The following is a 26,576-nucleotide window of genomic DNA, read 5'->3' as shown; positions in this document are numbered from 1 at the left end:
CCCAAGTACGTCCAGTACGAGGGCGATCCGGGCGCACGCCCAGCCGGGCGCCCAACGCCGCGGGCTGATCCGCCAAGATCGACCGGACAGGACCTGGAGCCGGGGCGCGGGCGCCCCGGCCGGTCGGGTGGGTCGGGTCGATCGAGGACCTCGGTGCTGGTGGAGCGGCGGGGTCCGTCAGAACGGGTTGGTACAGGTGGTGACCTGCTGGGTCGCCTCCAGCGCCGGGCCGGCGGTGGCGCAGATGATCCGCAGGTCGGTGGTGACGACGCGCGGGGTGACCGCCTTCGCGGAGCCCAGGCGCACGGTGGTCGCGGAGGCGACCGTCTCCCACGGGCTGCCCCAGGCCTTCTGGGTCCGCACCTCGACCTGAACCATCGTCAACTGGCGCGAGTCGGCGGAGACCTGGGCGACGCCGAAGAAGCCCTCGCCGTCGTGCTGGTGCGAGATGCAGGGCGTGTTGAGCACGGCGGCGCAGGCCACCGCTTCGTTCTCGGTCGTCGCCGGGGCCGCGATGGCCGGTCCGGCCGTCAGGCCTGCTATCCCTGCCACCATCATCGTCACAGCTGCGATCCGAGCGCGCATGATATGAACCTCCTTGGAAATTAAGGGGATCTCACTCCTTGAGATGAGTCTTGCACAGAACGTGGTCATGTCGTGTGTGTGTTGCGTCACACTCAAGGTGACCATTCAACTACGTGCTGCAACCACCTGCCGAGCGGTCGACGGACCGCAGGTGGGAGGCCTGGGGGCAACTCGGCGACGCCCGGGCCGGGTTGGCGGTGTCCCTTCACTCGTCCGAGTGGCGAACTGCCGTCGGGGCGAATCCGGCCGTTAGCATCGACCCGAACCGCGGAGGTGTCTGCGTGGACACGGTCATCGTGCAACTGCCCGACCGGGGGCCCGTGATGGCACCCGGCGAACCGCCCGGCCTGCTGCGGATGGGCCCCGGCGAGGCCGCGGTGTTCGGGCGCGGCGAGCCTGGCCGCCCGGCCCCCATCCCGCTGCCCGACCAGGGCGTCTCCCGGCGCGCGGGGGAGGTCACCGCCGCCGAGGACTACTGGCGGCTGTCCAACTTCAGCACCTCCGCCACCTACGTGGTGGAGAACCTGGAGGGCGCGGGCGAGCACGTCAAGGTGGCGCCCGGCCGGCTCGGCGCGCCCGTCCCGTTCGAGTTCTCCAGGGTGCTGCTGCCCGCCCTCGGCGAACCCGCCTCGTTCAAGGTCTTCGCCCCGCAACACGCGTACCTGGAGGGTCGGCCAGGCGGCGTCGAGGGCGAACTCACCGTCAGCCCGTTCGCCCTCGACCCGACCGCCAAGTACTTCCTGGTGCTGCTCGCGCTCTGCGAGCCCCGGCTGCGCTCGCCCTCCGCCGCCGTCGTCCCCGGTGTGACGGACGTGCTGGCCCGGCTGCGCGCCCTGCCCTCCTGCCACGGGCTGACCCGCTCGGCGGTCAACTACCACATCGACTACCTGGTGTGGACGAAGCTGCGGCTGCGCGAGCCGTACGAGGATGGCCCCGGCGGCGGCAAGCGCGAGGAACTCGCGGCCCTGGCACTGAAGTTCGACCTCGTCCGGGAGGAGCACCTGGCCCTGCTCCCGCCCCGGCGCCCGGTCGCCCGACCGTGAGGCCCGCCGGCCAGCCGCCCGACGGTCAGCCGCCCGTCGAGCCGGTACCCGTCGAGCCGGTACCCGTCGAGCCGGTACCCGCCGAACCGGCGTCCGAGCAGCGGGTGCCGGAGAAGGACCAGCCCCTGCCGGAGCGGCAGTTCGAGGTGCCGGCCGGCTACCGGCTCGCGGGCTACCGCACCGGCGCCTACCTCGGGGCCGGCGCCTGGGGCAGCGTGTACGCGGCCGAAGGCCCCGACGGCACCCCGGCCGCCGTCAAACTGCTCAGCCCCGCCCGGCTCAGCCCCGGCCAGCGCCGGACCATGACGGAGGTCGCCCGCAGCGAGATGCGCTTCAGCCGCCGCGCGGACCACCCCCACCTGATCCGCACCCTCGCCGTGACGGTCGTCGACGACCCGGCCCACCCCGGCCTGGACGGCGCCGTCGCCCTGGTGATGGAACGTGCCGCCCGCAGCCTCCAGGACGTCCTCGCCGCCGCCCGCCCCGGCGCCCCGGTGCCCGGTGCCGAACGCGTCCTCACCGAGGTCTGCGCCGGGCTCACCCACATGCACCGGGGCGGCTGGGTGCACGGGGATCTCAAACCGGCCAACATCCTGCTGATGCCCGACGGCACCGCCAAGATCGCGGACTTCGGCCTTACCGCCGAACTGGAGGGTACCCACGCCTACGCGCCGCCGCTCGGCTCGCCCGACCACGTCCCGCCCGAGTGGTGGTCCGAGCGCACCGGCGCGCGCGGCGTCGCGGTGCGCCCCAGCGCCGACATCTGGGCCTTCGGGGTGATCGCCCACCAGGTGCTCACCGGCGGCCTGCACCCGTTCCTCGGCGCCACCGCCCGGGCCCGCTCGCTGGCCGCCCAGGCGTACGCGCGCGGCGCGGCGTCGCTGCGGCTGGACGAGGCGCTGCCCGGGCCCTGGCGGGCCGTGGTCACCGCCTGCCTGACCCCCGGGCGGGAGGAGCGGGCCCGCACCGACCTCGCCGCGCTGGTCGCCCGGGCCGTCGCGCGTCCGGCCTGCCGCCGCGGCGCCGCCCTGCGGGCCGCCACCGGCCTGCTGGCCTGCGCCGCCACCGTCCTCGCCCTGACCGGGGCCCCCGAGCCGGAGGCCGCGGAGCAAGGCGCCGCAGTACCCGCCGCGGGGTCGGCCGCCCACCCGGCCGCGCACCCGCTGCCCGGCGCGATCCCGGCCGGCTCCGACGTCCCGGTCGCCTACCGCGGCATGATCGAGGACGCCGCCCGGCGCTGCCCCGAGCCCGAGATCACCCCGGTGCTGCTGGCCGCGATGCTCAAGGCCGAGAGCGGCTTCGACCCGAACGCGGCCCGCCCCGAGACCGGCGAGTACGGCATCGCCATGTGGACGCCCGCCGTCTTCGACGCCTGGGCGAGGGCCGCGGCCCACGACGGCCCCAAGTCCTACCTGGACCCGGGCGACGCGATCGCCGCGATGGGCAACTACGTCTGCTGGCTGGACCAGCAGCTCAAGCACCGGGGCTTCACCCGCGACCTGCCGGCCCTGGTCACCGCCGCCTACCGGACCAGCGACAAGACGGTGGCGGCCGCCGAAGGTGTCCCGGAACGGGTCCGCCCGCACGTCGACAAGGTGCTCCGGTACCTAGCCGACTACGGCGGGTGAGCGGGCAAAACGGGATGAGTTGTACCACATCCCTACGTATCCCGGCGCGGTCAGCCGGGTGGGCGGCCCCCGGTCTGGGATGCTCGGCGGCATGATCACGAAGCTCCGCGCGGCCACCGCGCAATGGACCGTCGTCGTTCCGGTGGTGTCGTTCGTCGTCCTCGCCCTGACCTGGCACCGGGACCTGCCCGGTTGGGTGGTGGGCGTCGTCGCCTGCTTCCTGGCCGGCGCCGTGCTCGCCGCCGTACACCATGCCGAGGTGATCGCGCACCGGGTCGGGGAACCCTTCGGATCGCTCGTGCTCGCGGTGGCGGTCACCGTGATCGAGGTCGCGCTGATCGTGACGCTGATGGCCGACGGCGGCTCCAAGTCCGCCACCCTGGCCCGGGACACCGTGTTCGCCGCCGTGATGATCACCTGCAACGGCATCCTCGGCCTGTCCATCCTGGTCGCCGCGATCAAGTACCGGACCGCCGTCTTCAACGCCGAGGGCACCGGCGCCGCGCTCGCCTGCATCGGCACCCTCGCCACCCTCAGCCTGGTGCTGCCGACCTTCACCACCAGCTCCCCGGGCCCGCAGTTCTCCACCACCCAGCTGGTCTTCGCGGCCACCGCCTCGATCGTGCTGTACGGGCTGTTCGTGACCACCCTGACCTTCCGGCACCGGGACTACTTCCTGCCGGTCACCCCCGAGGGCCGGGTGCTCGACGAGGAGGACCACGCCGCGCCGCCGACCGCCAAGGCCGCCTGGATCAGCCTGCTGCTGCTCGGCGTGGCCCTGGTCTCCGTGGTCGGCCTCGCCAAGGGCGTCTCGCCGACCATCGAGCATGCCGTGGACGACGCCGGACTGCCGCACTCCGTCGTCGGCGTCGTGATCGCCCTGCTCGTCCTGCTGCCGGAGACCATCGCGGCGCTGCGCGCGGCCCTGCGCAACCGGGTGCAGACCAGCCTCAACCTGGCCCTCGGCTCGGCGCTCGCCAGCATCGGCCTGACCATCCCGGCCGTCGCGATCGCCTCCTCCTGGCTCTCCGGCCCGCTCGTCCTCGGCCTCGGCCCGGCGCACATGGTGCTGCTGACCCTGACCATCGTGCTCGGCACCCTGACGGTCATCCCGCGCCGGGCCACCCCGCTCCAGGGCGCCGTGCACCTCGCCGTGCTGGCCGCCTACGTGGTGCTGGCGCTCAACCCCTGACGCCGCCGCAGCAGTTCCCCAGAGCCCCTGCCTCCGACACCGCCGTCGGAGGCAGGGGCTCCGCGGTCTCCCGGGCGGAGCGTGCCGGACGGCGGCCCGCCGACGGGCCCGTCTGGAGCGCGGTGGTCAACGGCGGGCTCCGACCCGGCGGGTGACCGCGCGCCCGCCCCGGTGGCCGGTATTGACCGGTCATCGGGGCGGGCCCGCGTGTCGGGGCGGCGGGCGGGTGCCGTGGTTCTCTATCGTCCGTCTCGGACCGCCGAGTCCGGCCGCGTCCGAATGGCCCCGTCCGAACGAACCTGTCCGAATGGCCCTGTCCGAATGGCCCTGTCCGAGTCCGTCCGGGGCCCCTGCGGCCCCGCAGCCGATCCGACCCCGTGGGAGTGCGTGATGCCCGGCCCAGAGCAGCAGGTGCCCGCAGACGGCGGCCGGGCCCCCCGGCCCGCCCGGACCGAGGAGGACGCCGACGTCATCGTGGTCGGCGCCGGCCCGGCCGGCTCCACCGCCGCCTACCACCTCGCCCGCACCGGCCTGGACGTCCTGCTGCTGGAGAAGTCCGCGTTCCCGCGCGAGAAGGTCTGCGGCGACGGCCTCACCCCGCGCGCCGTCAAGCAGTTGACCGACCTCGGCATCGACGTCTCCGAGCAGGCCGGCTGGCTGCACAACCAGGGGCTGCGGCTGATCTCCGGCCGGCGCGCGCTGGAGTTCGACTGGCCTGAGCTGTCCGCCTACCCCGGCCACGGACTCGTCCGTCGGCGCGCCGACTTCGACGAACTGCTCGCCCGCCGGGCCGCCTCGGCCGGTGCCCGGCTGATCGAACGGGCCAACGTGGCAGGCCCGTTGGTGGACGAGCGGAGCGGCCGGATCACCGGCGTCACCGCGAAGCTCGGCGACGAGCGCCGGCCCGTCAGCTACCAGGCGCCGGTCGTGGTCGCCGCCGACGGCAACTCCACCCGCCTCTCCGTCGCGATGAAGCGCTACCGCCGCACCGACCGCGCCATGGGCGTCGCCTACCGCACCTATTTCACCACCCCCCGCCACCAGGACCGCTACCTGGAGGCCTGGCTCGACCTGCGCGACCCGGGCGACCCCGCCCGCCGCCTGCTGCCCGGCTACGCCTGGGTGTTCGGCATGGGCGACGGCACCGCGAACGTCGGCCTCGGCGTCCTCGACACCGCCCACGTCGACCTCGACTGGCGCGACCTGCTCCGCCGCTGGTGCGACAGTCTGCCGCCCGCGTACGGCTACACCCCCGACGCCGTCACCGAGCCCGTCCGCGGCTCCGCCCTCCCGATGGGCCTCAACCGCCAACCCCACTACGCCGACGGCCTGTTGCTCATCGGTGACGCCGGCGGCACGGTCAGCCCCGGCACCGGCGAAGGCATCGCCTACGCGATGGAATCCGGCCGCTACGCCGCCGAGACCATCGTCCAGGCCCTCGCCCGGCGCACCGACCGCGGCCGCGAACTGGCCCTGCGCGCCTACCCGCAGGCGCTGCGCTCCGCCTACGCCGGCTACTTCGCGCTCGGCCGGCTCGCCGCCGACCTGCTCGGCCGGCCCAGGCTGCTCGGCGCGGCCGGCGCCGCCGGGCTCGGCCACCCGGCGTTGCTGAAGGTGGCGTTCCGGCTCATGGTCAACCTCACCGAGCCCAACTCCAACGACGCCCTCGACCGGCTGCTCCACCTGATCGGGCGGGTCGCGCCGGGGCGCTGACGGGTGGTTGCGCGGCGTGCCGGGGCCGGTGCCGGACCGCTCAGTCTTTCGGGTGAACCGGTCCGGCGTCCCGGGGTTGGCCGGAACCGGGGAATTCGGTGCGTCTTCGGCCTAGTCGTGTTGACGGATGATCAGCTGATCCGCTTGCCTGGTGTCGAAACGGACACGGAGGGTGAGCAGGACGCCCCCTCCGTGCGACCCCCCTCACGGCGGAGACACCGTGCGCCTTCGCCTTCGCCTGCTCGTCGCGCCACTCGCCGCAGCCGCCGCCCTGATCGCCCCGAGCATCCCGGCCGCCGCGGCCGATACCGCCACTGCGGGCACCTCCACCGCGGGCACCTCCGCCAGGGCCGCCACGCCCCCCGACGAGTGCTCCGCCGACTTCTACCAGGGTGACAAGCGGCTCGGCCCCGCCGACCTGCCCACCACCGGCCGGGTCGGCCGGGAACTCGTCGGCTACCAGCGCACCGGCTCCCTGAGCGAGCAGCAGTTCCTCACCACCTACTACGACCCGGCCGGCAACAACGGCGCCGGCGGCTGGATCTACCCGCCGTCCGACGGCTACGTCACCCTGCCCGACGGCACCCCGGTCGAGTTCGATCTCACGCTCTACCCGAACCAGAACATCGACCGCTACGGCAGCGAGTACGGCGCCTTCCTCGCCCCCGAGGGGCTGCCCTACTCCACCCGCTCCATCCCGCCGCAGAGCCTCGACGGCACCCCGCCGGCGGGCTGCAACTACCACGACTACAAGGTGGTCAAGCCCTTCAAGGTGCACGCCGGCCCGATCGCCCCGTGGTTCGGTCAGCCCGGCTGGGGCCTGCAGTACCAGCTCGACGCGGCCCTGGTGCCCGGCGGCCCGGCCAAGCTGAACGTGCTCTGGCTGGTCGACAACGGGTACCTGTCCCGGATCGTCTGACCCGGCCGTCCGGACGGCGCACGGCCAGCACGCCGTGCGCCGTCCCGCTCACCGGACGTCACCGGAAGTCACCGGGCGGTGGGAGCGGATCCCCGGCCGGGGAAATTCGCTGGCGGGCACCGGAGCGGGCGGGATAGGAAGGCCGGATGAGCACCACCGAGAACTCCGCCGAGCGGCGCGTCCTGCGGCCCGCCACCCTCGACCTGGGCGACTTCGCGCTGCGCCCCTGGGGCAGGGCCCTCGACCTGCCCGGCGGCACCGTCCCCGCCCTGATGGCGGCCGCGGCCGACCCGGAGATAGCCCGCTGGAACCCGCTGCGCATCGCCGACCCGGCCGACGCCGAGGCCTACCTCGACCGCTGCGACACCGGCTGGGCCGAGGGGCGCGCGGCCGCCTTCGCGATCACCGACGCCCTCGACGGGACCCTCCACGGCAACGCCTTCCTGGGCTGGACCAACCAGCCGGACGGCATCGCCACGGTCGGCTACTGGCTGCTCCCCACCGCCCGCGGCCGGGGCATCGCCACCCGAGCCGCCACCGCCGTCACCCGCTGGGCCGTCGCCACCGCCGACGCCCGCCGCATCGAGCTCTGGCACGGAGTCGGCAACGAGGCCTCCTGCCGCGTCGCCGTCCGCGGCGGCTTCCGTCACGAGGGCACCACCCGGGCCTCCTACCGCTACGGCGACGGCGACTACGTCGACGAACACCTCCACGCCCGCCTCGCCACCGACCCGGACGCCGGGTAGGCAGGCCCGCCGACCGGCCGCCGCGCGAGTCCTCCCGGTGCCGGTAAACCGGTGGGCCGCAGGCTGCGCGCACGGCGGGGGAGCGGCCTAACCTGGAAGGGCGCGTACGGTGCGTGGCCCGGGAAGGGAAACGGTCGGCCATGACGGTGATCTCGGCGGCTCTCTTCGGTACCGATTGGCGCCCTGCGCCGGCCGGTTCCGCCGAACTGCTGCGGGAGTGCGCCGCCCGGGGCTGGACGGTCGTGCTGACCGGGCCCGGGCCGGGCGGGGCACCGGCCCTGACCGTGACCGCCCCCGGGCGTGACCCGGTGCGGGCCGCGCTGGAACTGGTCGGCGGCACGCCGTCGCACGCCGTGGCGGTGGCCGGCAGCGTGCGCGAGGTGCTGGCGGCGCGGCGGGCCGGGGTGCCGTGCGTCGCCCTGGCGGCCGGTGCGGACGCCGGCCCCGAGCTGCGGGCGGCGGGCGCGGTCGAGGTCCACCGCGACGCCGACGCCCTGCTGCGCGTCCTGGACGACAGCCTGCTGGCCCGTCCCCGGGCCTTCGGCCCCGTGGGCGCCGCCGCCGGCGCCGCACCACACGCCGTAACCGGCGGCCCCCTGAGCGGTTAGCGCCTGCCCGTACCGGGCAACCGCCCGGGTGCGAGCACGTCACCGGAAGTGTCGGAGGTGACCGAGATGGACGGACCCGCGTTGAGCGGATGGGAGCGACGGCTCCTTGAGGAGATCGAGTCCGATCTGCGCCAGGACACGCGCCTCGACCGGAAGTTGAGCACGATGGGCGCCAAGCCGCCGAGCCGGGCCCGGCGCGTGCTGCGCGGCGTCGGGCGCCGCCTGTCCGCCGGGGTGGTGCTGACCGCCCTGGTGATGTCCGCGATCTGCCTCAGCATCGGCGTGCGGACCCCGACCACCGCGGTGCTGACCGCCCTCGGGGTGGTGTGGGCGGCCTCGGTGGCGGCGGCGATCGCCACCTCGGCGCTGCTGCGCCGCCGGGCCGCGGGCCGGGGCGAGGGCCGGGACCAGACTGCGGGCGGAGACCGGGGCGAACGCCGGGCCGCACCCCCCGACCGGGACGAGCGCCGCGAACGCCGCCCCTGGGACCAACCGGAGGCATGATGACCACCGACCTGTGGGAGTACCGTCCGGGCCCCCACCACGCCGCCGACCTGAGCCTGACCGGGTACGAGGTGCAGGCGACCGACGGCCCGCTCGGCCGGGTCGAACAGGACACCGGGGACCACCTGCTGATCGACGCCGGGCCCTGGGTGGCGGGCACCCGGCTGTCCGTCCCGGTCGGCCTGGTGTCGCGGATCGACCACCTGGAGCTGACCGTCCACCTGGACTGCCCGCGCGCCCGGCTCAGCCCCACCCCGCCCGCCGCCGTCCATCTGGGTTCTGCCTGCGATCCATACCGGCGCTGAGCCATGGGCTGGCCGTCCACCACGCTCACCGGCCGGACGATCGCCTTCCTGGTCGCGCCGTACGGGGCGGAGCAGATCGAGCTGGCCTCGCCGTGGCAGGCGGTGGCCGAGTCCGGCGGCACCCCGCGGTTGCTGTCCACCGGGCCCGGCCGCGTCCAGGCCGTCCGGCACCGAGCCCCGGGGGACACCTTCGCCGTGGACGTCCTCGTCGCCGGGGCGCGGCCGTCCGCCTTCGACGGCCTGGTCCTGCCCGGCGGCGTCGCGAGTCCCGACGCGCTGCGGCTGGACGAGGCCGCGGTGGCCTTCGTCCGTGCCTACTGCGCCTCCGGCCGCCCGGTCGCCGCGATCTGCCACGCCGCCTGGACCCTGATCGAGGCCGACGCCGTCCGCGGCCGCACCCTCACCTCCTGGCCGAGCCTGCGCACCGACCTGCGCAACGCCGGCGCCCACTGGGTGGACGAGGAGGTGTACGTCTGCCGCGCCGGCCCCGGCCCCCTCGTCACCAGCCGCCGACCCGCCGACCTGCCGGTCTTCAACGACACCCTGGTCACCGAGTTCGTCCACGCGGCGAAGCGCCGGAAGGGGTGAACCCGCGTCCTGCTACGGGGAGTTCCGGGTCAGCCGGGGCCCGAGGTGCGCGGGGGGCGGTCAGTCGCCGCGCAGCCGGACGAAGGCGGCGGCGGGTGGGCGGCCGGTGAGGGTCAGTTCGGCGCGCAGCGGGCCGGTGAGGGGGTGGACCGGGCCGTGCTCGGGGTCGGTGACGGGCGGGCCGGCGAGGGGAGCGGCGGCCTCGGCGACTTCGCGGGCCTGGACCGGGGTGAGCCGGGGGGTGCTGAGGAGCACCCGGCCGTCGTCGAGTTCGAGGACGAGGGCGTGCGGACGGGAGGCCGGACCGGTGAAGGCGCGGACGGTGGCGTCGAGGGTGTCGCTGCGGCGGTACTTGACCCAGGCGCGGCCGACGCCGCGCGGGCGGTAGGGGGAGCCGGCGGCCTTGCAGACCAGGCCCTCGACGCCGGTGTCGGCGAGGCGGGCCATCCAGTCCAGTGCCTCCGCCCGGTCGGTGGTGGCCAGGACCGGCTGGATCGGCGGCGGGACGTCGGCCAGGGCGGCGAGCAGCAGCCGGCGGCGGTCGGTGAGCGGCAGCCGGCGCAGGTCGCGGCCCGGCAGGGCGAGCAGGTCGAAGGCGATCAGGCCGAGGACGACGTCCGGGGCGGCGGCCCGGGCCCGGCGGGTGCGCAGCAGTTCCCCGAAGGCGAACCGGCCGGCCCGCCAGGCGACGAGTTCGGCGTCCAGCACCAGCCCTTCGGGCAGCCGGGCGACGGCGGCGGCGATCGGCGGGAACTCGGGGGCGAGGTCGCGGCCGGTGCGGGACTGCAGGACGGGCGGGCGGGCGCCGCGGGCGAAGGCGACGCAGCGGAAGCCGTCCAGCTTCAGCTCGTACTGCACGCCCGCGCCGCCCAGGCCGTCGGCGGGCGGGACGGCGGTGACGGCGGCGGGGCGCATCACCTCGACGGGCGGGTGGAGCACCTGGCGGGGCTGCTCCTGGCGGGGCGGCCCTTGCCGGGTCGCCGGGCCGGCCGGGAGCGGTCGGGCCCGCTCCGGGTCCAGCAGCGGGGCGAACAGGTCGCCGTGGGCGGCGAGGCGCTCCGGCACCTCGGCGAGGGTGAACACCAGGTCGTCCGCCGTGGCGGCGCGCTCCAGCTCGGCCCAGGACAGCGGGGTGGAGACCGTCGGCAGCGGCCGGGCCCGGAGGGTGTACGGCGCGGCGGTGGTCTTCCTGGCGTTGTTCTGCGACCAGTCGACCAGTACCCGGCCGGCCCGCCGGGCCTTCGCCATGGTGTGCACCACCAGCTCCGGGCGGTCGCCCTCCAGGGCGGCGGCGAGCGCCTTCGCGTACGCCGAGACCCGGGCGCTGGGGGTGGGCTCGATCGGGACCAGCAGGTGCAGGCCCTTTGAGCCGGAGGTCTTCACCCAGGCCGCCAGGCCGTCCGCCGCGAGCCGCTCGCGCAGCAGGACGGCGACGGTGCGGCAGGTGAGGACGGACGCGCCCGCGCCGGGGTCGAGGTCCAGGACGAGGCGGTCGGCGAGCCCGGGTTCGGCCGCGTGCCACTGCGGGACGTGCAGTTCCAGACAGCCCAGGTTGGCGGCCCAGAGCAGTGCGGCGCCGTCGTCGAGGACCACCTGGCGCAGGCCACCGCCGCTGCTCGGCACCTCGACGGTGCGCACCCAGCGCGGGGTGCCGGCCGGCGGGTTCTTGGCGATGAACACCTCGGCCTCCACACCGTCCGGGCAGCGCAGGAAGGAGACCGGGCGGTCGCGCAGGTGGGGCAGCAGGGCGCCGTGCACGGCGGCGTAGTAGCGCAGCACCTCGCCCTTGAGGGTGCCGGTGCGCGGGTAGTACACCTTGTCGAGGTGGGAGAGCGCGAGGGTGCGCCCGTCCACCGTGAGCTGCGGCATGGGTGCTCTCCGGAGCCTGGGCGGGCCTGTGCGTGGCCCCCGCAGCCAGTCTGCCCGGGCGGCGGCGGGGGCGCAGCCGGTCCACCGGCGTCGGCGGCGGCTCAGCCCCGCGCGGGGGCGGCGGGCCGCGGCGCGCCCGGGTAGGTGCCGAAGTACCACTGGTTGCCCTCCGGGTCGGCGGCGGCGAAGTCGCGCGAGCCGTAGTCCGTCTCGGTGAGCGCGGTGGTGATCCGGGCCCCGGCGGCGACGGCGCGGTCGTGCACGGCGTCCGGGTCCGCGGTGACCACGTACGCGGTGAAACCGCCCGGCCGGCCCGGGCAGGGCGCGCCGCCCTCGGGCGTCTCCCGGTCGGAGCCGAGCATCACGCCGCCGCCCTCCGGCCAGGCCAGTTCGGCGTGGGCGACGAACCCGCCCTCACCGTAGGCGACGACCTCCTGGAAGCCGAAGGCGTCGACCAGGAAGCGGATCAGGGCCCGGGCGTCGGTGGCGCGCAGGCTGGGCCAGACCTGCGGGGCGGGGGCGGTGCCGTCCATGGCTGTCTCCTCGGGGGCTCGGATTGCTTACGCCTCCCACTCTGCGGCCGCCGCAGCCGCCCCGCCTTGGACGTTTCGGAACTTCGCCTCCTCCGGCCCCTCCGCCGCCAGCCACACGCTCGGCGCCGCCCCGGCCAGGGCGCGGAACTCCCGGGCCAGGTGCGCCTGGTCGAAGTACCCGCAGCGGACGGCCAGGTCGCCGAGCCGGGGCGGCGGCGAGGCGGCCAGCAGATGGCGGGCCCGGTCGAAGCGGATCACCCGGGCGGCGGCCTTCGGCGTCAGACCGGTCTCCCGGCGGAACCGCTCCTGGAGGTGCCGGGCGCTCCAGCCGGTCTCCCGGGCCAGCGCCGCCACCGGCAGGGCGCCGTTGCTGCGCCGCAGCGCCCGCCAGGCCCAGCCGACCTCCGGCGGCACCCGCCCGGACGGACGGGCGGCCCGCAGCAGCGTCCCGTCCAGCACGGCGAAGCGCTCGGACCAGGTGTGCGCGGACTGCAACTGCTCCTGGAGGCGCGGGCCGAGCCGCCCCAGCACCTCCTCCGCCGGGAGGTCGATCCCGGCCAACTCGCCGGCGGGCAGGCCGAACAGCGCCCGGGCGGCGAGCGGGTGCACGGCGATCTGCACGCCGGACTGCCGGCCGTCGTGGGTGATCAGCGCCGGGCCGGTGTGCAGGCCGCCGAGCAGCGTCCGGTAACTGCCGGGCGGCTGCGCCGGGTCGGGGTGCCCGGCGATCACCAGCGGCTCGTCCAGGGTGAGGATGAACGTCAGGTACGGGGACGGCAGGCCGCGGTGCAGGGCGGGCGGGATGCCGCGCTGGCGGTACCCGGAGTACCAGGCCACGTACGGGCGCAGCGCGGGCGCGGGCCGGGCGCGGACGGCTTCGTCGATCAGGCCGGCGTCGGTGTCTGCGGCCGTGTCTGCGGCCTCGTCGGCTGCGGCTGCGGACGTCTCGGGGGCTTCCGTCGTCACGTTCCCAGTATCGGCGGCCGGTGGGGCGCGTGCCGCAGTGGAACGGGCGTCTTGGACAAATGTGTACCGGGGCCGCCGAGTTCGGCCGTCCTGCGGGTGCCCCCGGTGGAGCGGCCGTCTCGTTCAGTGGATCATGCTTTCTTGCCAGGCGGGATGCGCGCACACTGATGGGCATGGGAAAGCAGTACGAGAGCATCAACGGCAGGCTGCGGGCGTTCATCGAACGGCAGCCCGTGTACTTCGTCGCGACCGCGCCCGTCTCCACCGACGGGCACGTCAACGTCTCGCCCAAGGGCCGCTCCGGCACGCTCGTGGTGATCGACGAACTCACCCTCGCCTACCTGGACTTCGGCGGATCCACCGCCGAGACGATCGCCCATCTGCGGGAGAACGGCCGGATCACGCTGATGTGGTGCGCCTTCGACGGCCCGCCGACCGTGGTGCGGGTGCACGGCCGGGGCGAGCCGGTGTTCCGCGACGACCCGCGCTTCGCCGGGCTGTTGGGCCGCTTCGACCCGGCCGTCGACGGCTCGGGGCTGCGCGCGATCGTGCTGGTGCGGGCCGAACGGGTCAGCGACTCCTGCGGGTTCGCCGTCCCGCTGATGGACTACCGCGCCGACCGCGAGCTGCACGCGCAGTACTTCGGCCGCAAGGACGAGGAGGAGTTCAACACCTACTGCGAGGGCAAGCAGTACGTCGGCACCAGCATCGACGGCCTGCCTGCTCTCCCGCTGCCGCTCCCGCCCCGGCCGGGCACGTCGTAGCGGACCGTCGGGCCTGCGCTACGGGCAGGGTTCCTCGACCCGCATCGCGGTCAGGCCGATCACCTGCCCGGTCAGCACCTCGCCGGCCGCCGGGCTCTGCCCGCACACCTGCCACTCCCACTGCACCACCACGACCCGCCCCCGCGGATCGGCGTCCCGCACGCTGACCGGGTACCAGAGGGGCAGCAGCGCCCGTGCCGCCAGGACGGTCTGGCCGCGCAGCTCGGGCATCGGCGGGTGGGGCGGGCTGGGCGCGGGGATCGCGTAGCCGGGCCGGTCGTCCGGCGGCAGCGTGCGGCCGGGATCGGTGTGCGGATCGCAGGCGGCCAGCCCGAGCGAGGCCACGAGCACGAGCAGGGTCCAGGTGCGGCGCATGATCCCCCCGGTGGAATTCGCCTACGGTCCCGGCGAGCCGACCGTACCTGCCGTGCGGTGCGCCGGATCGGTTCGTGACCGGCTCGCGGCCGGAACGTCGCCACCTCGGTACGCGCCGGGGCCCGGCCGGGGCCCCCGGGGAAGCCCGCGCACGAGCGGAACGGGCACCGTGCGGCGCGGGCGGGCGTGTGGTCGGCCGCGGCGGGCGGGAACGCGACGACGCCGCCGCACCCGGGGAGGGTACGGCGGCGTCGGGGGCCCTGGACAGGCGGGCCGGGGGGTGGGGACTACTTGCCCAGACCGGCCTTGACGGAGCAGATCGGCCAGGCGCCGGGGCCCTGGGCGGCGAGGACCTTCTCGCCGATGGCGATCTGCTGGTCCTTGGTGGCCTGGTGGGCCTGCGGGGCGTACGCGGTGCCGCCGAAGGCGGCCCAGGTGCTGGAGGTGAACTGCAGGCCGCCGAAGAAGCCGTTGCCGGAGTTGACGGCCCAGTTGCCGGTGGCCTCGCAGGAGGCGACCTTGTCCCAGACCGTGGCCGGCGCGGCGGAGGCGCTGGTGGCCGTGACGAGGCCGGCGACCGGCAGGGCGGTGATCGCCCCGGCCATCAGAGCCATCCGGACGCGGTTGCGGCGCTTCGGGGTGGCAGTGGTGGTGGCAGCGGCAGTCTCGTTACGGAAAGTCATGCGGGTCCTTTCGGAGGGGGCTGCGAGCGTGCGGAACCAGGCCCTCGGAAGGCCGTTGGTTTCGGGGGACACGTTGCTCGCCTGGTCCGGCACCGTTCCGGTTCCGGGGCGGTGAGGCCGACCGGAGCGGAGTGCTCGGTGCAACGAGTTCGAAGGTACGGGGGCGATTGAGGCGGTTTCAAGGATTTGGAGGTTTAGGCATGTCAGGGGGCTGTTACCGGTCGTAAGGATCAAGGAAATGACATGATTTGGCCCGATTTGCCACCATTTGCAAGATCAAACCACCCGGCGAAGTGGCCTGCGTCACGCCGCATGCCCTGTGAGCCCGCCCACATCGTCGACAGTGTGTGACAGCCCGCCAGCCCTCGGTGTCGAAATCGCCGCACCGCCCGGCGCCCCGGGTGGCCCGCGCCACAACCCTCACCGGGAGGGCCCCCTCCGCTCACGCACGGTGGCGGGCATAGCCTCGGGGCCATGAGCAACGAGAGCGATGCAGAGGACGTGGAGGCCGTCGGCGGCGCCGAGGAGCCCGGGGTGGCAGCGGCCCCCGCGGGCTTCGAACTGGGGACGGACGGGCCCAAGGTGATCCTGGCGGGGCTGGACGGCTCCGACTCCTCCTGGCGCGCCACCGCCTACGCCGCCGGGCTGGCCCGCCGGCAGGGCGCCACCCTCGCGGTCGCCTACGTCCAGCCGATCCTGGGTGCGGCCACCGCCCTGGCCGGGGCGGCAGTGGAGGAGACCACCCAGGAGATCGCGGACGAGCTGCTGTCCGCCCTGCGCGAGGCCGAGCACCACGTGAAGGAGGTGTGGCGGGTGGAATGGCGCTTCCTCACCATGCGCGGAGACCCCTATACGGGGCTGGCCAAGCTCGCGGACGAACTGCGCGCCGACGCCGTCGTGGTCGGCGCCTCCGAGCAGGCCGGGCACCGGGTGATCGGCTCGGTCGCCGTCCGCCTGGTGAAGGCGGGCCGCTGGCCGGTCACCGTGGTGCCGTAGCGCGGGCCGGGCCGCCCGGCAGGGGGCCGGGCGGCGGCGGGTAGGGTGCGTGACCATGACGGAAACGCCGGGCGCGCACCCCACCGGGCCCGCCCACCCGACCGGCAGCGACCTGCACCTCGACCTCCCCGCCGTCGGGGGCCGCCGTGCCGCGCTGATGGCGGCCCTGCGCGAGGCGATCCGCAGCGGCCGACTCGCCCCCGGCACCCGGCTGCCGCCGTACCGCGCGCTCGCCGCCGACCTCGGGCTGGCCCGCAACACCGCCGCCGAGGCGTACGCCGAACTCGTCGCGGAGGGCTGGCTGACCGCCCGTCAGGGCTCCGGCACCGCCGTCGCCGAGCGCGCCGAGCCCGTCCTGCCGAGCCCGTCCCCTCGACCCTCCCTGCGGCCGGGGCCCGTCCACGACCTGCGCCAGGGCCAGCCGGACGCCGCGTCCTTCCCGCGCACCGCCTGGCTGGCCGCCGCCCGCCGGGCCCTGACCGCGGCGCCCAACGAGGCCTTCGGGCCTGGTGATCCGCAGGGACGGCCCGAACTGCGCACCGCCCTCGCCGACTACCTGGCCCGCGTCCGCGGAGTGCGCACCGACCCGGACCGGATCGTGGTCTGCTCGGGCTTCGCCCACGCGCTGCGGCTGCTGTTCGCCGGCGGGGCGCCTGCCCTGCCGCCCGCGGCGACCGGGCCGCTGGCCGTCGAGGCGTACGGGCTGGGGTTCCACCGCGGGCTGCTGGCCGCCGCCGGGGTCGCCACCGTGCCCCTTCCGGTCGACGAACACGGCGCCCGGCTCGGCGGGTTGGCGCACCGTCAGGATGTCCGGACGGCCCTGCTCACCCCCGCCCACCAGTTCCCGACCGGCGGGCCGCTGCACGCCGGCCGCCGCGCCGCCGTGGTCGACTGGGCGCGCGGGCGCGGCGGCCTGCTGCTGGAGGACGACTACGACGGCGAGTTCCGCTACGACCGCCAGCCGGTCGGCGCCGTCCAGGGGCTCGACCCCGAGCGGGTGGTCTACCTCGGCTCGGTCAGCAAGAGCCTGTCGCCGGCGCTGCGGCTCGGCTGGATGGTGCTGCCGGACCACCTGGTCGACCGGGTGCTCGCCGCCAAGGGCGAACGCGAGGGCTGGGCCAGCGCGTTGGACCAGCTGACCCTCGCCGAGCTGATCGACTCCGGCGGCTACGACCGGCACGTGCGGCGGATGCGCCGCCGCTACCGGGAGCGCCGCGACCAGCTGGTGGCCGCGCTGGCGGCGAGCGCCCCGCACATCGGGGTCTCCGGCGTCGCGGCCGGCCTGCACGCCGTCCTGCGGCTGGAGCCCGGCACCGAGGAGGCGGTGCTCCAGGCTGCCGCCCGTCGGGGCCTGGGCCTGGACGGGCTCGCCGACTTCCGGCACCCGGGGATCGGCCCGGAGGCCATGCCGGTCATGGACGGCCTGGTCGTGGGCTACGCCACGCCGCCCGACCACGCCTACCCGGCGGCGCTCGCCGCGCTCTGCGACATCCTGCCGCCGCCCGCCTGAACCGGCCGGACCCGGGGCGGCCGGACCGGCGCCGGCCTGCCGGGCGACGGGCCTCGGGTGGCCGTCCGGGGCGGCGGGCGAAGCATAGGGCCCCGGGCGGGGGAGTGGGGGCGGAACGCGGCCGGGCTGGTCCACGGTGTCCGCCCCCGACTCGTGCGTCGGTACGGACCGGGGCGGAGCGGGGCAACGGAACCGGTACGGCGCCCTACGCTCCTTGGTCATGCGCAGAACACATTTGAGCCGTGTCGCCCTCGCCGCGTGCCCGGCCCTCGCCGTCGGTCTGCTCCTCTCCGCCACACCCGCCCAGGCCGACACCCCGCTGCCGTTCACGGCCGTCTCCGACCGGCAAACGACCGTCCGGGGCGGCGAGTTCACCCTGACCCTGACGCTCAGCAACCCGTACGACACGCCGATCCAGTTCGTGTACCAGAGCGTTCAGCCGACCTACCAGACCAGTCTGGAGAACGGCCTCAAGTTCGCCGCCACGGCCTGCGGCACCCAGACCAACGGCTGCAGCGACAACGTCCACGGCGGCATCGCCCGGTACAACGTGCCGCTCGCCCCCGGTGCCACCAGCAGCTTCACGGTCACCTACACCGTGGCGCCGGACTCGACCTGCGGCGCGGCGACCAGGATCGACTTCTACTCCTACCTGTACTACGAGTACAAGGGGGGCGAAGCCAAGAACTCCGGCATCGTCGGCATCCCCGGCAGCCAGATCGCCTGCGCCTGACGCATCGCCCGACCGGCGCTGCCCTCGCCGCTTCCCCGTCGCACCCCCACTGCGCATCCCCGATCCCCCGTCAGGTGCCGGCCGCCCCCGTCCCGGCACCTGACGGGCCGTTCGCGTGCCCGGAGCCCGGTGGCGGGCCGGTGCCCATGGTCGGGGCGCAGCTGACCTGCCCCGTTTCGCCGCCCCCGTTGACGGTCCGCTCCCGCCGATGTCGTACGGGAGGTACGCCGCCTGTCCGCTTTGTCCGGGCGTGCGGGCGGTCGCGGGCGGGCGTCGGTCGCGCGGGACCCGCGGTGGCGAACGGATGTTCTCGCGACCCGGGGCCCGAGCGGAATGGGACTGCTTCAGATTCACCCTATCGGGGGGTAGTCGGTCTCCGCGCGGGCCCGGCCGGGCGCTGGTGATCTAGGGTTCCCGATGGGCCGCCGGGAGACGGTGGCCGTGATCGCGATGAATCGCCAACACCCCCATCGATACGCGTGTCTGATGATCCGTCATGGCATCAGTCGGGGTGGACAGGGACGACTCCGTCGCCGTCCGACCCTGACCGCGTGATCCGACCAGATGAATGGAGACCCCTGCCGATGCCCGTGGACGCGAGCCCGGAGACAACGCAGGTCCCGCAGCAGTCCAGCCTCACGACGGCCGCTGCCCGCAACCTTGCCACCACGACCAAGTCCGCACCGCAGATGCAGGAGATCACCTCCCGCTGGCTGCTCAAGGTGCTTCCCTGGGTACAGGCCGCCGGCGGCGCCTACCGTGTCAACCGACGGCTCACCTACACCGTCGGCAACGGTGTGGTCGAGTTCATCAAGACCGGCTCCCAGGTCCGGGTGATCCCCGCCGAGCTGGGTGAGCTCGCCCTGCTGCGCGGCTTCGAGGACGAGGAGGTGCTGGCCGCCCTCGCCGACCGCTGCGAGCAGCGCGACTTCGGCCCCGGCGAGGTGCTCACCACCCAGGGCGAGGCCGCCGACCGGATCTTCCTGATCGCGCACGGCAAGGTCAACAAGATCGGCACCGGCAAGTACGGCGACGACACCGTGGTCGGCGTGGCCGGCGACGGCGACCGCTTCGGCGACGACGCCCTGCTGAACCCGGACGCCGCCTGGGAGTTCACCGCCACGACCGCCACCGCCGGCGTCGCGCTCACCCTGACCCGCCGCGACTTCGCCGCCATCCGGGACAACTCGCCGAGCCTCCAGGAGCACCTGCTCGGGTTCCTGGCCCTGCCGCAGCAGGCCCAGAACGAGCGCGGCGAGGCCGAGATCGCCATGTCGGCCGGCCACCACGGCGAGTTCGAGCTGCCCGGCGCCTTCGTGGACTACGAGCTCAAGCCCCGCGAGTACGAGCTGAGCGTCGCGCAGACCATCCTCAAGGTCCACACCCGCGTCGCCGACCTGTACAACGAGCCGATGAACCAGGTCGAGCACCAGCTCCGGCTGACCATCGAGGCGCTGCGCGAGCGCCAGGAGCACGAGCTGGTCAACAACCCGGAGTTCGGCCTGCTCAACAACGCCGACTTCGACCAGCGGATCCAGACCCACTCCGGCCCGCCCACCCCGGACGACCTGGACGAGCTGCTCAACCGCCGCCGCGACCCCGACTACCTGCTCGCCCACCCGCGCACGATCGCCGCGATCGGCCGCGAGTTCAACGCCCGTGGCCTGTACCCCCACCACGTCGACCTCGGCGGGCAGCAGGTGCCGGCCTGGCGCGGGGTGCCGATCCTGCCGTGCAACAAGATCCCGATCACCAAGGAGAACACCAGCTCCATCCTGGTGATCCGTACCGGTGAGGACAACCAGGGCGTCATCGGCCTGCACCAGAACGGCATCCCGGACGAGTACCAGCCGTCGCTGTCCGTCCGCTTCATGGGCATCGACGAGAAGGCGATCATCTCGTACCTGGTCAGCGCCTACTACTCGGCCGCGATCCTGGTGCCGGACGCGGTCGGCGTCCTGGAGAACGTCGAGATCGCGCACCGCCGCCACTGAGGACGGCCGACAAGGGGCCCGGGCCGTAACCGGCCGGCTCGAAGATCGTTTGACCTGATGACGGACGGCCCGCCCCCGGAAGGCGGGCCGTCCGCCTGATCGTGCCCCATCACGTCTGATCGCGTCTGATCACGCCTGCCCGCGTCCTCCTGCGGGCCGGGCGGATCGCCCTGTTCTGATCCCGTCCCTGGCGACCCGAGAGGTGAGTGGAGCCCATGCCGCAGCGCCGGCAGTCCCGACGGATATCGCTGGACGGCGGTGGGGGTGCGGCCTCCGGTCGGCGGACCAGGCTGATCGGCGCCGCGGTCGGCGTGGTCGCGATGTGCGCCCTGGTCGGCGGCGCCTCGGCGTCCGGCACCGAACACCACGGCGGGGAGCAGCCGCGCGGCACGACCGTCGACTCGTGTGTCTGCACCGGGACGGACGTGTCGGTGCAGGTCGGACCGGGCGGGGACGTGAACGTCGGGGTCGACGTGGACGTCCAGGTCGGCGTCACCGTCGCCCCGACCGCCGACGCGCGGCACCAGGGCCCCAAACCCCCGCACCGGCACCACCCGTGCCGCACGCCGAAGGCCGCGCCCGGACCGGCCTCACCACGACCCTCGGACACCACGGGGTTCCGCCAACAGCCCGGCCGCCCGGACGACGAGCACGGCGGGTACGGGGGCCACGACGGGGACGGCGGCCACGGCGGGGACTGGTGGCACGGGGACTGGTGGCACCACCACCATCACCACCCGCACCCCTGCCCGAGCCCGACGGCGACCCCGACGCCGAGCCCCACCCACACGCCCAGCCCCACGCCGACCCTGTCGCCGAGCGCCACGCCGACGCCGAGCGCAACCCCGACGCCTTCGCCGACGTCGAAGCCCAGTCCGACTCCGACACCCGTCCCCACGGCGTCGCCGACCCCCGCGCCGACAACGCCGGCTCCCAGCCGGACGCCTGGGCCCACCTCACCGCCGGCGGCACCCGCGCCCCCTCCGCCGCCCGCGCCGAACCCGCCCGCGCCGAACCCGCCTGCACCCCCGGCGCCGGCCCCGGCGGCACCCGCGCCCCCGCCGGACCCGGTGGCCCCCAGTCCGGCCACGCCGAGTCCGGTGCGCCCGAGCCCGCTGTGGCCGACCCCGGCGGCGCAGCCGGTGTACCACGTGCGGGCGGCACAGCCGCCGGCCCCGCCGCAGCACCACCACAACGCCCCGGCGACGACCACGATGCTGCTGGTCACCGTGCCCGCCATCCTGGCGGCGGCGGCCCTGCGCCCGGGCCGTGGACGCGGCCGCGGCCGTTCCGGGCGGTCCTGACCGCCCCGCCGAGGCGGCCCGCCCCGGCTCCCGGTCCGGCCCTGGAGCCAGACCTGCCCGGCCCGGGCCGGCCTCGATCCTTTTTCCATCACAAGCCAAGCCAGAGAAGGGAGTTCCCATGTCCGAATGGTTGGCGTTGGCCATCGCGATGGCGGCGGCCTGTGCCGTCGTGGTGGCGGTGGTGGTGCTGCGGCACCGCCGGGTGGGCACCGAGAAGAACGTCGACGAGACCCCGGACGTCATCGACTACATCACGATGATGATCGGCGTGGTCTACGCGATCGTCCTCGGCCTTGCCCTCGCGGGCGTCTGGGAGGCGCGCGGCGCCGCCCAGGACGACCTGTTCCGGGAGGCGCAGTCGCTGCAGGAGGTGAGCGACCGGGCGGTGGTCTACCCGGCCGAGTTCCGCGACCAGGTCCGGGCCGACGTGGACGCCTACGTCTCGTACGTGGTGAACGTCGAGTGGGAGTACATGCGCAAGAACGGCGAGATCTCCGACAAGGGCACCGAACTGCTGGACAAGCTGCGGGTGGACGTCGCCACCCGACCGCCGGCCTCCGAGCTGGAGTCGCAGTCCTACCAGCCGATCATGGACCGGATCAGCCAGGCCGACGACGCCCGCAACTCGCGCGGGCAGAACGCCGGGCCGACCATGCCCGGGGTCGTCTGGTTCGGCCTGATCACCGGCGCCGTGGTGACCGTCGGCATGCTGTTCGCGCTGCAGATCCGGCGCACGCCGAGGGAGTTGATCCTGGCGGGGTGCTTCAGCGCGCTGATCGCGTTCCTGCTGTTCATGATCTGGGACTTCGACGATCCGTTCGGCCGGAGCGTCTCGGTGACCACCCAGCCGTTCGTCGACCTGTTCCCCTCCCTCGGGCTGAAGGGCTGAAGGGCTGAAGGGCTGAGCAAGGCCCGCTGAACCTCGCCGAAGCACGGTGGGCCCGCGCGGAGATCCGCGCGGGCCCACCGGTGTGCCGGGCGTCAGCGCAGGCTGCCGTCCATGGAGTTGAGCAGCGTGCCGGAGGCGTCGTCGTTCTCCAGGGAGAAGGCGAACAGGCCGCCGAGGCCCTTGCTCTTGGTGTAGGCCCCGCGCGCCTGGATGGCCTGCGGGGTGTCGCCGGTCCAGAAGTTGGTGCCGTCGTAGACCCAGCTGCTCTCGGTGACCGGGTCCCAGTGGGTGGTGGCGGCGGTCGGGTTGAGCTCCTTCCAGGCGGCCAGTCCGGCCTCCTGGCTCAGCGGCTTGGCGGCCGTCGGGCCGGTCGCGCTCTGGTACAGGCCGTAGTTGGAGCCGGCCGGGACGCCCGTCCAGCCGCGCCAGTAGAACGGGATGCCGAGCACCAGCTTGTTGGCGGGGAAGCCGCCGGGGATGCCGTACTCGGGCAGGCCGGTGGTGTACGCGGCGAGCATGGTGTCCACGTTGTACTTGCGGGTGCCGGGGGTGATCGGCGTGGTCGGGTCGGCCGGGCTGTCGTGCAGCGGGTCCTGGTGGTTGGTCGGGCCCTTGGCGTCCCAGGCGCCGTGCATGTCGTAGGACATGACGTCGGCGTAGTCGAGGTAGTTGCCGATCTTGTCGGTCTCCAGCTGGGCGATCTTGTCCTGGCCGCTGGGCAGGGCCGCGGACAGCAGGTAGCGCTTGCCCTGGGCGGAGCCGAGCGCGTCCAGCTGGGTGCGGAACTCCTTGAGCAGGAGGGTGAAGTTCTGCTTGTCGGCGGGGGAGTAGTGGTTGCCGGTGTGGCCGCCGGCCGAGCCCGGGTACTCCCAATCGAGGTCGACGCCGTCGAAGATGCCGGCCGCCGTGGCCGCGCCGCCGGAGGCGTCGCCCGCGACGCCGGTCGGCAGGTTCCCCTTGAGGAACATGTCGACGCAGGAGGAGACGAAGGTCTTCCGGGAGGCGTCGGTGGCGGCCGCGTCGGAGAAGTACTTGGAGTACGTCCAGCCGCCGATCGAGATGGTGAACCGCAGGTTCGGGTACTTGGCCTTGAGCTGGCGCAGCTGGTTGAAGTTGCCCTTGAGCGGCTGCTCCCAGGTGTCGCTGCTGCCGTCCACGCTGGTGCCGGAGTTGTAGTCGGACTGGTAGTCGGCGTAGGCGTCGCCCGCGCCGTCACCGGCGTTGGGGTTGTTCTCGTTGGTCGAGTCGGAGGCCTTCACCGCCTGGAAGCAGGTGAGCTTGGTGGGGTCGATGTTGGCGAACGCGTAGTGGATGACGTCCAGCTTGCCCGCGGCGCCGCTGGTGTCGACGTTCTTCGGGTAGTACGCGTTCTCGTAGACGCCCCACTGGTCGAAGTAGGCCGAGCGGACGGGCTGTTGCGCGGGCGCGGCGGCCGTCGTGGTGCTCACCGCGGCGGACTGGGCGGAGGCGTGGGAGCCGGAGTAGCCCTGGACGCTGAAGGTGTACGCCTTGCCGGGCAGCAGCGAGCTGACGGCGACGGAGGTGCCCATCGAGGTGGCGACCAGCTGGCCGTTGGACCACACCTTGTAGGCGATCGGGCCGTCGCCGGTGGTCAGGGTGGAGGGCTGCCAGGTGAGCACCACGGCGCCCGCGGTGACCTTGCTGACGGCAACGCCGGTGGGTGTGGTGACCTTGCCGTCCCCGGCGGGGCCGCTGGCGGTGGCCGTCGCGGTCGGGCTGCCGGATCCGGTGGGGCTGCCGCTGGCTGTCGGGCTGCCGCTCGCGGTGGGGCTGGTCGAGGCGGTGGGGCTGCCGGACGCGGTCGGGCTGCCGGACGCGGTCGGGCTGCTGGACGCGGTGGGGCTTCCGGAAGCCGTCGGGCTGCCGCTTGCGGTGGGGCTGCCGGTGGAGGTGGGCCCGGCCGGGCCGGTGAGGCTGAGGTCGTCGGCGTAGTAGGCGCCGGTGCCGTACCAGCCGTGGGTGAAGACCGTCACCGAGGTGGTGGTGGCACCGGTGGTGAAGGTGGTGCTCAGCTGGTTCCAGCCGGTGCCGCCGGGCGTCCAGACCGAGGAGTTGACGCCCGTCCCGGTGGCGCCGAGGTAGACGTAGCTGCCCTGGACGAAGCCGGACAGGGTGTACGTGGTGTTCGGCTGGACGGTGACGGTCTGCTGGCACTGCGCGGTGTCGGAGGCCGAGGCCGCGCCGCTGAGCGCGTAACTCCCGCCGTGCACCGGGGTGGTGACGACGGAGCCGTTGGCGCAGGTCCAGCCGGCCAGGGTGCCGGCCTCGAAGTCGCCGTTGGCCAGCAGGTTCACCGGGGCGGCCGAGGCGGGGCTGAGGGTCAGGGCGAGGGCGGCGCCGCTGGTGCTGAGCGTGGCGGCGAGGGCCAGGGCCATGGCCCGTCTGCGCGGAGCGGTCCGGCGCCCGGCGGCCTGGGTGGGCCGTGCGGGCATGACGCGGTCGTGCATGCGGTGTGTCCTCCGGATGTGTGGGGGTTCCGGCGGTGCGTGGCCCGGGTGGGCCGGGGGAGCCGCCCTGGCGCTGTGGGGGCGCGCGGGCAGGTGGAGCGTGCCGACGTACGGACGGCGGGCGCGGCGGGTCGGCTGACCCGCTCGCGTCACGACATCACAGATTGGACTGGACCAATATTCGCCGTCAAGGGTGTCCGCCCGCTGGACCGTTCCGGGCCGCCGCCGCCCGGGCCCGGTAGGTTGACCGCTGCGGAGCAGGCCCGCCGAACGGAGGACTCGCCATGGACAGCCAGGACTGGGACGACCGCTACGCCGCGACCGAGCTGGTGTGGGGCGCCGAGCCCAACCGCTGGGTGGTCCGCGAACTGGCCGGCCTCACCCCGGCCCACACCCCCGGCCACGCCCTCGACCTGGCCGCCGGCGAAGGCCGCAACGCCATCTGGCTGGCCGGCCGGGGCTGGGAGGTCACCGGGCTGGACTACTCCGCCGTCGCCCTGGAACGCGCCGAGCGGCTCACCGCCGACCTGCCCGACGAGGTCGCCGACCGGCTCACCTGGCGGCACGGCGACGCCCGCACCTTTGAGGCCCCCGCCGCCGGCTACGACCTGATCCTGGTCGTCTACCTCCAAGTCCCCGCCCAGGACCGGCGGACCGCGCTGCGCCGCGCCGCCGCCGCGCTCGCCCCGGGCGGCACCCTGCTGGTGGTCGGGCACGACCTGAGCAACCTCACCGAGGGCGTCGGCGGCCCGCAGGACCCGGCCGTGCTGTTCACCCCGGAGGACGTCCTCGCCGACCTCGCGGACCGCGGCCTGCGCACCGTCCGGGCCGAACGGGTGCACCGGACGGTCGGCCCGGAGCCCGGGCACAAGGGCGAGGGCGGCGACGTCGCGGTCGACGCGCTGGTGCGCCTGGAGCGGGGCACCGAGTGACGGGGCACCGAGTGGCGGGAGACCAGGTGATGAGGGGCCGAGCGATGGAGCACCGAGTGGCGGCGCGGCCGGCCCGGCGCACCCTGCTCACCGGCCTGGCGATCGCCGCTCCGGTGCTGCTGGCGGGCTGCTCGGCCTCCTCCGGCAAGGCCGGCAAGAAGGCGGGCAAGGAGGCCGGCGCGGCCAGGGCGAGCGACGCGGGCGGCGAGGCCCTGGTGATGATCATCAGGCACGGGGAGAAGCCGGACGGCAGCCACCCGGGACTGGACGAGAACGGCGGCCACGACGGCAAGTCCCTGACCGAGCGCGGCTGGTCCCGCGCCCGGGCGCTGCCCACCCTGTTCGTCCCGCCCGCCCCCGGCCTGCGCACCCCCGCCCGGATCCTCGCCGCCACCGACCAGGGCCCGCTGGCCGGGGCGCACCGGATGCGGCAGACCGTCACCCCGCTGGCCGCCAAGCTCGGGCTGACCGTCGACACCGGGTACGCCGAGTCCCAGGAGACCGCCCTGGCCGGCGTCGCCCTGGCGGGGCCCCAGCCGGTGCTGATCTGCTGGGAGCACTCGCGGATCCCGCGGATCGTCGAGGCGCTCGGCGCCGCCGGCAGCGGCGCGCCCGCCACCTGGCCGGACCGCTTCGACCTGGTCTGGGTGTTCGCCCGCCCGGCCGGCGGGGCCTGGACCTTCCAGGAGGTCCGCCAGCACCTGCTGGACGGCGACGCCTGATCCGCCT

The 26,576-nt window shown here is 74.7% G+C and carries 26 protein-coding genes and 1 pseudogene; 19 read left to right on the top strand and 8 right to left on the bottom strand.

Annotated elements, in window-relative coordinates; translation table 11 throughout:
• Positions 1–177 precede the first annotated feature (177 nt).
• Positions 178–585 carry a hypothetical protein gene (locus AB0R04_RS34130; protein WP_363377471.1) on the bottom strand — a complete coding sequence of 136 codons (408 nt, stop codon included), beginning with the start codon at positions 583–585 and terminating at the stop codon, positions 178–180.
• A 281-nt stretch (positions 586–866) separates the two neighbouring features.
• On the opposite strand from AB0R04_RS34130, the gene AB0R04_RS34125 reads away from it, so the two are divergent.
• From AB0R04_RS34125 to AB0R04_RS34080, 10 genes are all read left to right on the top strand, one after another.
• Positions 867–1,628 (top strand): serine/threonine protein kinase, encoded by a 762-nt coding sequence (locus AB0R04_RS34125; protein WP_363377470.1) that lies wholly within the window; start codon positions 867–869, stop codon positions 1,626–1,628.
• Positions 1,625–3,256 carry a serine/threonine-protein kinase gene (locus AB0R04_RS34120; RefSeq protein ID WP_363377469.1) on the top strand — a complete coding sequence of 544 codons (1,632 nt, stop codon included), beginning with the start codon at positions 1,625–1,627 and terminating at the stop codon, positions 3,254–3,256. Before AB0R04_RS34125 ends, AB0R04_RS34120 begins: the two co-directional genes overlap by 4 nt.
• 91 nt (positions 3,257–3,347) lie before the next feature.
• Entirely contained in the window at positions 3,348–4,448 is a 1,101-nt protein-coding gene (locus AB0R04_RS34115) for an ionic transporter y4hA (RefSeq protein WP_063351661.1), read from the top strand.
• 390 nt (positions 4,449–4,838) lie between these two features.
• The gene (locus AB0R04_RS34110) at positions 4,839–6,161 is read left to right on the top strand and encodes a geranylgeranyl reductase family protein (protein ID WP_063350605.1); all 1,323 of its coding nucleotides are present in this window, start codon (positions 4,839–4,841) and stop codon (positions 6,159–6,161) included.
• A gap of 220 nt (positions 6,162–6,381) precedes the next feature.
• Positions 6,382–7,080: a TNT domain-containing protein gene (locus tag AB0R04_RS34105; protein WP_363377468.1), complete on the top strand. Its 699-nt coding sequence runs from the start codon at positions 6,382–6,384 to the stop codon at positions 7,078–7,080.
• 146 nt (positions 7,081–7,226) lie between these two features.
• Positions 7,227–7,826, top strand: coding sequence for a GNAT family N-acetyltransferase (locus AB0R04_RS34100; protein WP_363377467.1), 600 nt, complete (start codon positions 7,227–7,229; stop codon positions 7,824–7,826).
• Positions 7,827–7,966: 140 nt separating this feature from the next.
• On the top strand, positions 7,967–8,434 hold the full coding sequence (locus AB0R04_RS34095) for a hypothetical protein (RefSeq protein ID WP_363377466.1): 468 nt from the start codon (positions 7,967–7,969) through the stop codon (positions 8,432–8,434).
• A 66-nt stretch (positions 8,435–8,500) separates the two neighbouring features.
• On the top strand, positions 8,501–8,938 hold the full coding sequence (locus tag AB0R04_RS34090) for a hypothetical protein (protein WP_363377465.1): 438 nt from the start codon (positions 8,501–8,503) through the stop codon (positions 8,936–8,938).
• Complete coding sequence (locus AB0R04_RS34085) at positions 8,938–9,243, top strand: PRC-barrel domain containing protein (RefSeq protein WP_363377464.1); 306 nt, start codon at positions 8,938–8,940, stop codon at positions 9,241–9,243. Before AB0R04_RS34090 ends, AB0R04_RS34085 begins: the two co-directional genes overlap by 1 nt.
• A gap of 3 nt (positions 9,244–9,246) precedes the next feature.
• A complete protein-coding gene (locus AB0R04_RS34080) occupies positions 9,247–9,831 on the top strand; it encodes a type 1 glutamine amidotransferase domain-containing protein (RefSeq protein ID WP_363377463.1) in 585 nt (194 codons plus the stop codon).
• 60 nt (positions 9,832–9,891) lie between these two features.
• Here AB0R04_RS34080 and AB0R04_RS34075 read toward each other — a convergent pair whose 3' ends face one another.
• The 4 genes and pseudogenes from AB0R04_RS34075 to AB0R04_RS34060 form a co-directional block, all read right to left on the bottom strand.
• Positions 9,892–10,746, bottom strand: a complete 855-nt coding sequence (locus AB0R04_RS34075) for a DNA ligase (protein WP_363377473.1) — start codon at positions 10,744–10,746, stop codon at positions 9,892–9,894.
• Between the two features lie 75 nt (positions 10,747–10,821).
• A pseudogene (gene ligD, locus AB0R04_RS34070) lies at positions 10,822–11,700 on the bottom strand (non-homologous end-joining DNA ligase); the annotation flags it as partial.
• A gap of 101 nt (positions 11,701–11,801) precedes the next feature.
• Positions 11,802–12,233, bottom strand: coding sequence for a VOC family protein (locus AB0R04_RS34065; protein ID WP_363377462.1), 432 nt, complete (start codon positions 12,231–12,233; stop codon positions 11,802–11,804).
• 27 nt (positions 12,234–12,260) lie between these two features.
• Positions 12,261–13,199: a helix-turn-helix domain-containing protein gene (locus tag AB0R04_RS34060; RefSeq protein ID WP_363377461.1), complete on the bottom strand. Its 939-nt coding sequence runs from the start codon at positions 13,197–13,199 to the stop codon at positions 12,261–12,263.
• Between the two features lie 173 nt (positions 13,200–13,372).
• Between AB0R04_RS34060 and AB0R04_RS34055 the strand changes: the two genes are divergently transcribed.
• Complete coding sequence (locus tag AB0R04_RS34055) at positions 13,373–13,963, top strand: pyridoxamine 5'-phosphate oxidase family protein (RefSeq protein ID WP_363377460.1); 591 nt, start codon at positions 13,373–13,375, stop codon at positions 13,961–13,963.
• Positions 13,964–13,981: 18 nt separating this feature from the next.
• Here AB0R04_RS34055 and AB0R04_RS34050 read toward each other — a convergent pair whose 3' ends face one another.
• The gene (locus tag AB0R04_RS34050; RefSeq protein ID WP_363377459.1) at positions 13,982–14,338 is read right to left on the bottom strand and encodes a hypothetical protein; all 357 of its coding nucleotides are present in this window, start codon (positions 14,336–14,338) and stop codon (positions 13,982–13,984) included.
• 287 nt (positions 14,339–14,625) lie between these two features.
• Positions 14,626–15,021 carry a transglycosylase family protein gene (locus AB0R04_RS34045; protein WP_063350615.1) on the bottom strand — a complete coding sequence of 132 codons (396 nt, stop codon included), beginning with the start codon at positions 15,019–15,021 and terminating at the stop codon, positions 14,626–14,628.
• A 474-nt stretch (positions 15,022–15,495) separates the two neighbouring features.
• On the opposite strand from AB0R04_RS34045, the gene AB0R04_RS34040 reads away from it, so the two are divergent.
• The 6 genes from AB0R04_RS34040 to AB0R04_RS34015 all read left to right on the top strand — a co-directional run bounded on the left by AB0R04_RS34040 (position 15,496) and on the right by AB0R04_RS34015 (position 22,447).
• Complete coding sequence (locus AB0R04_RS34040; RefSeq protein WP_363377458.1) at positions 15,496–16,017, top strand: universal stress protein; 522 nt, start codon at positions 15,496–15,498, stop codon at positions 16,015–16,017.
• A 55-nt stretch (positions 16,018–16,072) separates the two neighbouring features.
• Positions 16,073–17,527: a PLP-dependent aminotransferase family protein gene (locus tag AB0R04_RS34035; protein ID WP_363377457.1), complete on the top strand. Its 1,455-nt coding sequence runs from the start codon at positions 16,073–16,075 to the stop codon at positions 17,525–17,527.
• A gap of 220 nt (positions 17,528–17,747) precedes the next feature.
• Positions 17,748–18,260, top strand: a complete 513-nt coding sequence (locus AB0R04_RS34030; RefSeq protein WP_063350618.1) for a hypothetical protein — start codon at positions 17,748–17,750, stop codon at positions 18,258–18,260.
• 584 nt (positions 18,261–18,844) lie between these two features.
• Positions 18,845–20,254: a family 2B encapsulin nanocompartment shell protein gene (locus AB0R04_RS34025; RefSeq protein WP_363377456.1), complete on the top strand. Its 1,410-nt coding sequence runs from the start codon at positions 18,845–18,847 to the stop codon at positions 20,252–20,254.
• Positions 20,255–20,469: 215 nt separating this feature from the next.
• Positions 20,470–21,558 carry a hypothetical protein gene (locus AB0R04_RS34020; RefSeq protein ID WP_363377455.1) on the top strand — a complete coding sequence of 363 codons (1,089 nt, stop codon included), beginning with the start codon at positions 20,470–20,472 and terminating at the stop codon, positions 21,556–21,558.
• 118 nt (positions 21,559–21,676) lie between these two features.
• Positions 21,677–22,447, top strand: a complete 771-nt coding sequence (locus tag AB0R04_RS34015; RefSeq protein WP_363377454.1) for a hypothetical protein — start codon at positions 21,677–21,679, stop codon at positions 22,445–22,447.
• A 92-nt stretch (positions 22,448–22,539) separates the two neighbouring features.
• Here AB0R04_RS34015 and AB0R04_RS34010 read toward each other — a convergent pair whose 3' ends face one another.
• Entirely contained in the window at positions 22,540–24,843 is a 2,304-nt protein-coding gene (locus AB0R04_RS34010; RefSeq protein ID WP_363377472.1) for a glycosyl hydrolase family 18 protein, read from the bottom strand.
• Between the two features lie 356 nt (positions 24,844–25,199).
• On the opposite strand from AB0R04_RS34010, the gene AB0R04_RS34005 reads away from it, so the two are divergent.
• Together AB0R04_RS34005 and AB0R04_RS34000 are read left to right on the top strand one after the other, a co-directional pair.
• Positions 25,200–25,847, top strand: coding sequence for a class I SAM-dependent methyltransferase (locus tag AB0R04_RS34005; RefSeq protein ID WP_363377453.1), 648 nt, complete (start codon positions 25,200–25,202; stop codon positions 25,845–25,847).
• A 44-nt stretch (positions 25,848–25,891) separates the two neighbouring features.
• Entirely contained in the window at positions 25,892–26,569 is a 678-nt protein-coding gene (locus AB0R04_RS34000) for a hypothetical protein (RefSeq protein WP_363377452.1), read from the top strand.
• The last annotated feature ends 7 nt before the right edge of the window (positions 26,570–26,576 follow it).

The organism is Kitasatospora sp. NPDC056731, assembly GCF_040687675.1.
Lineage (GTDB): Bacteria > Actinomycetota > Actinomycetes > Streptomycetales > Streptomycetaceae > Kitasatospora.
This window is presented reverse-complemented; position numbering and strand designations above follow the sequence as displayed.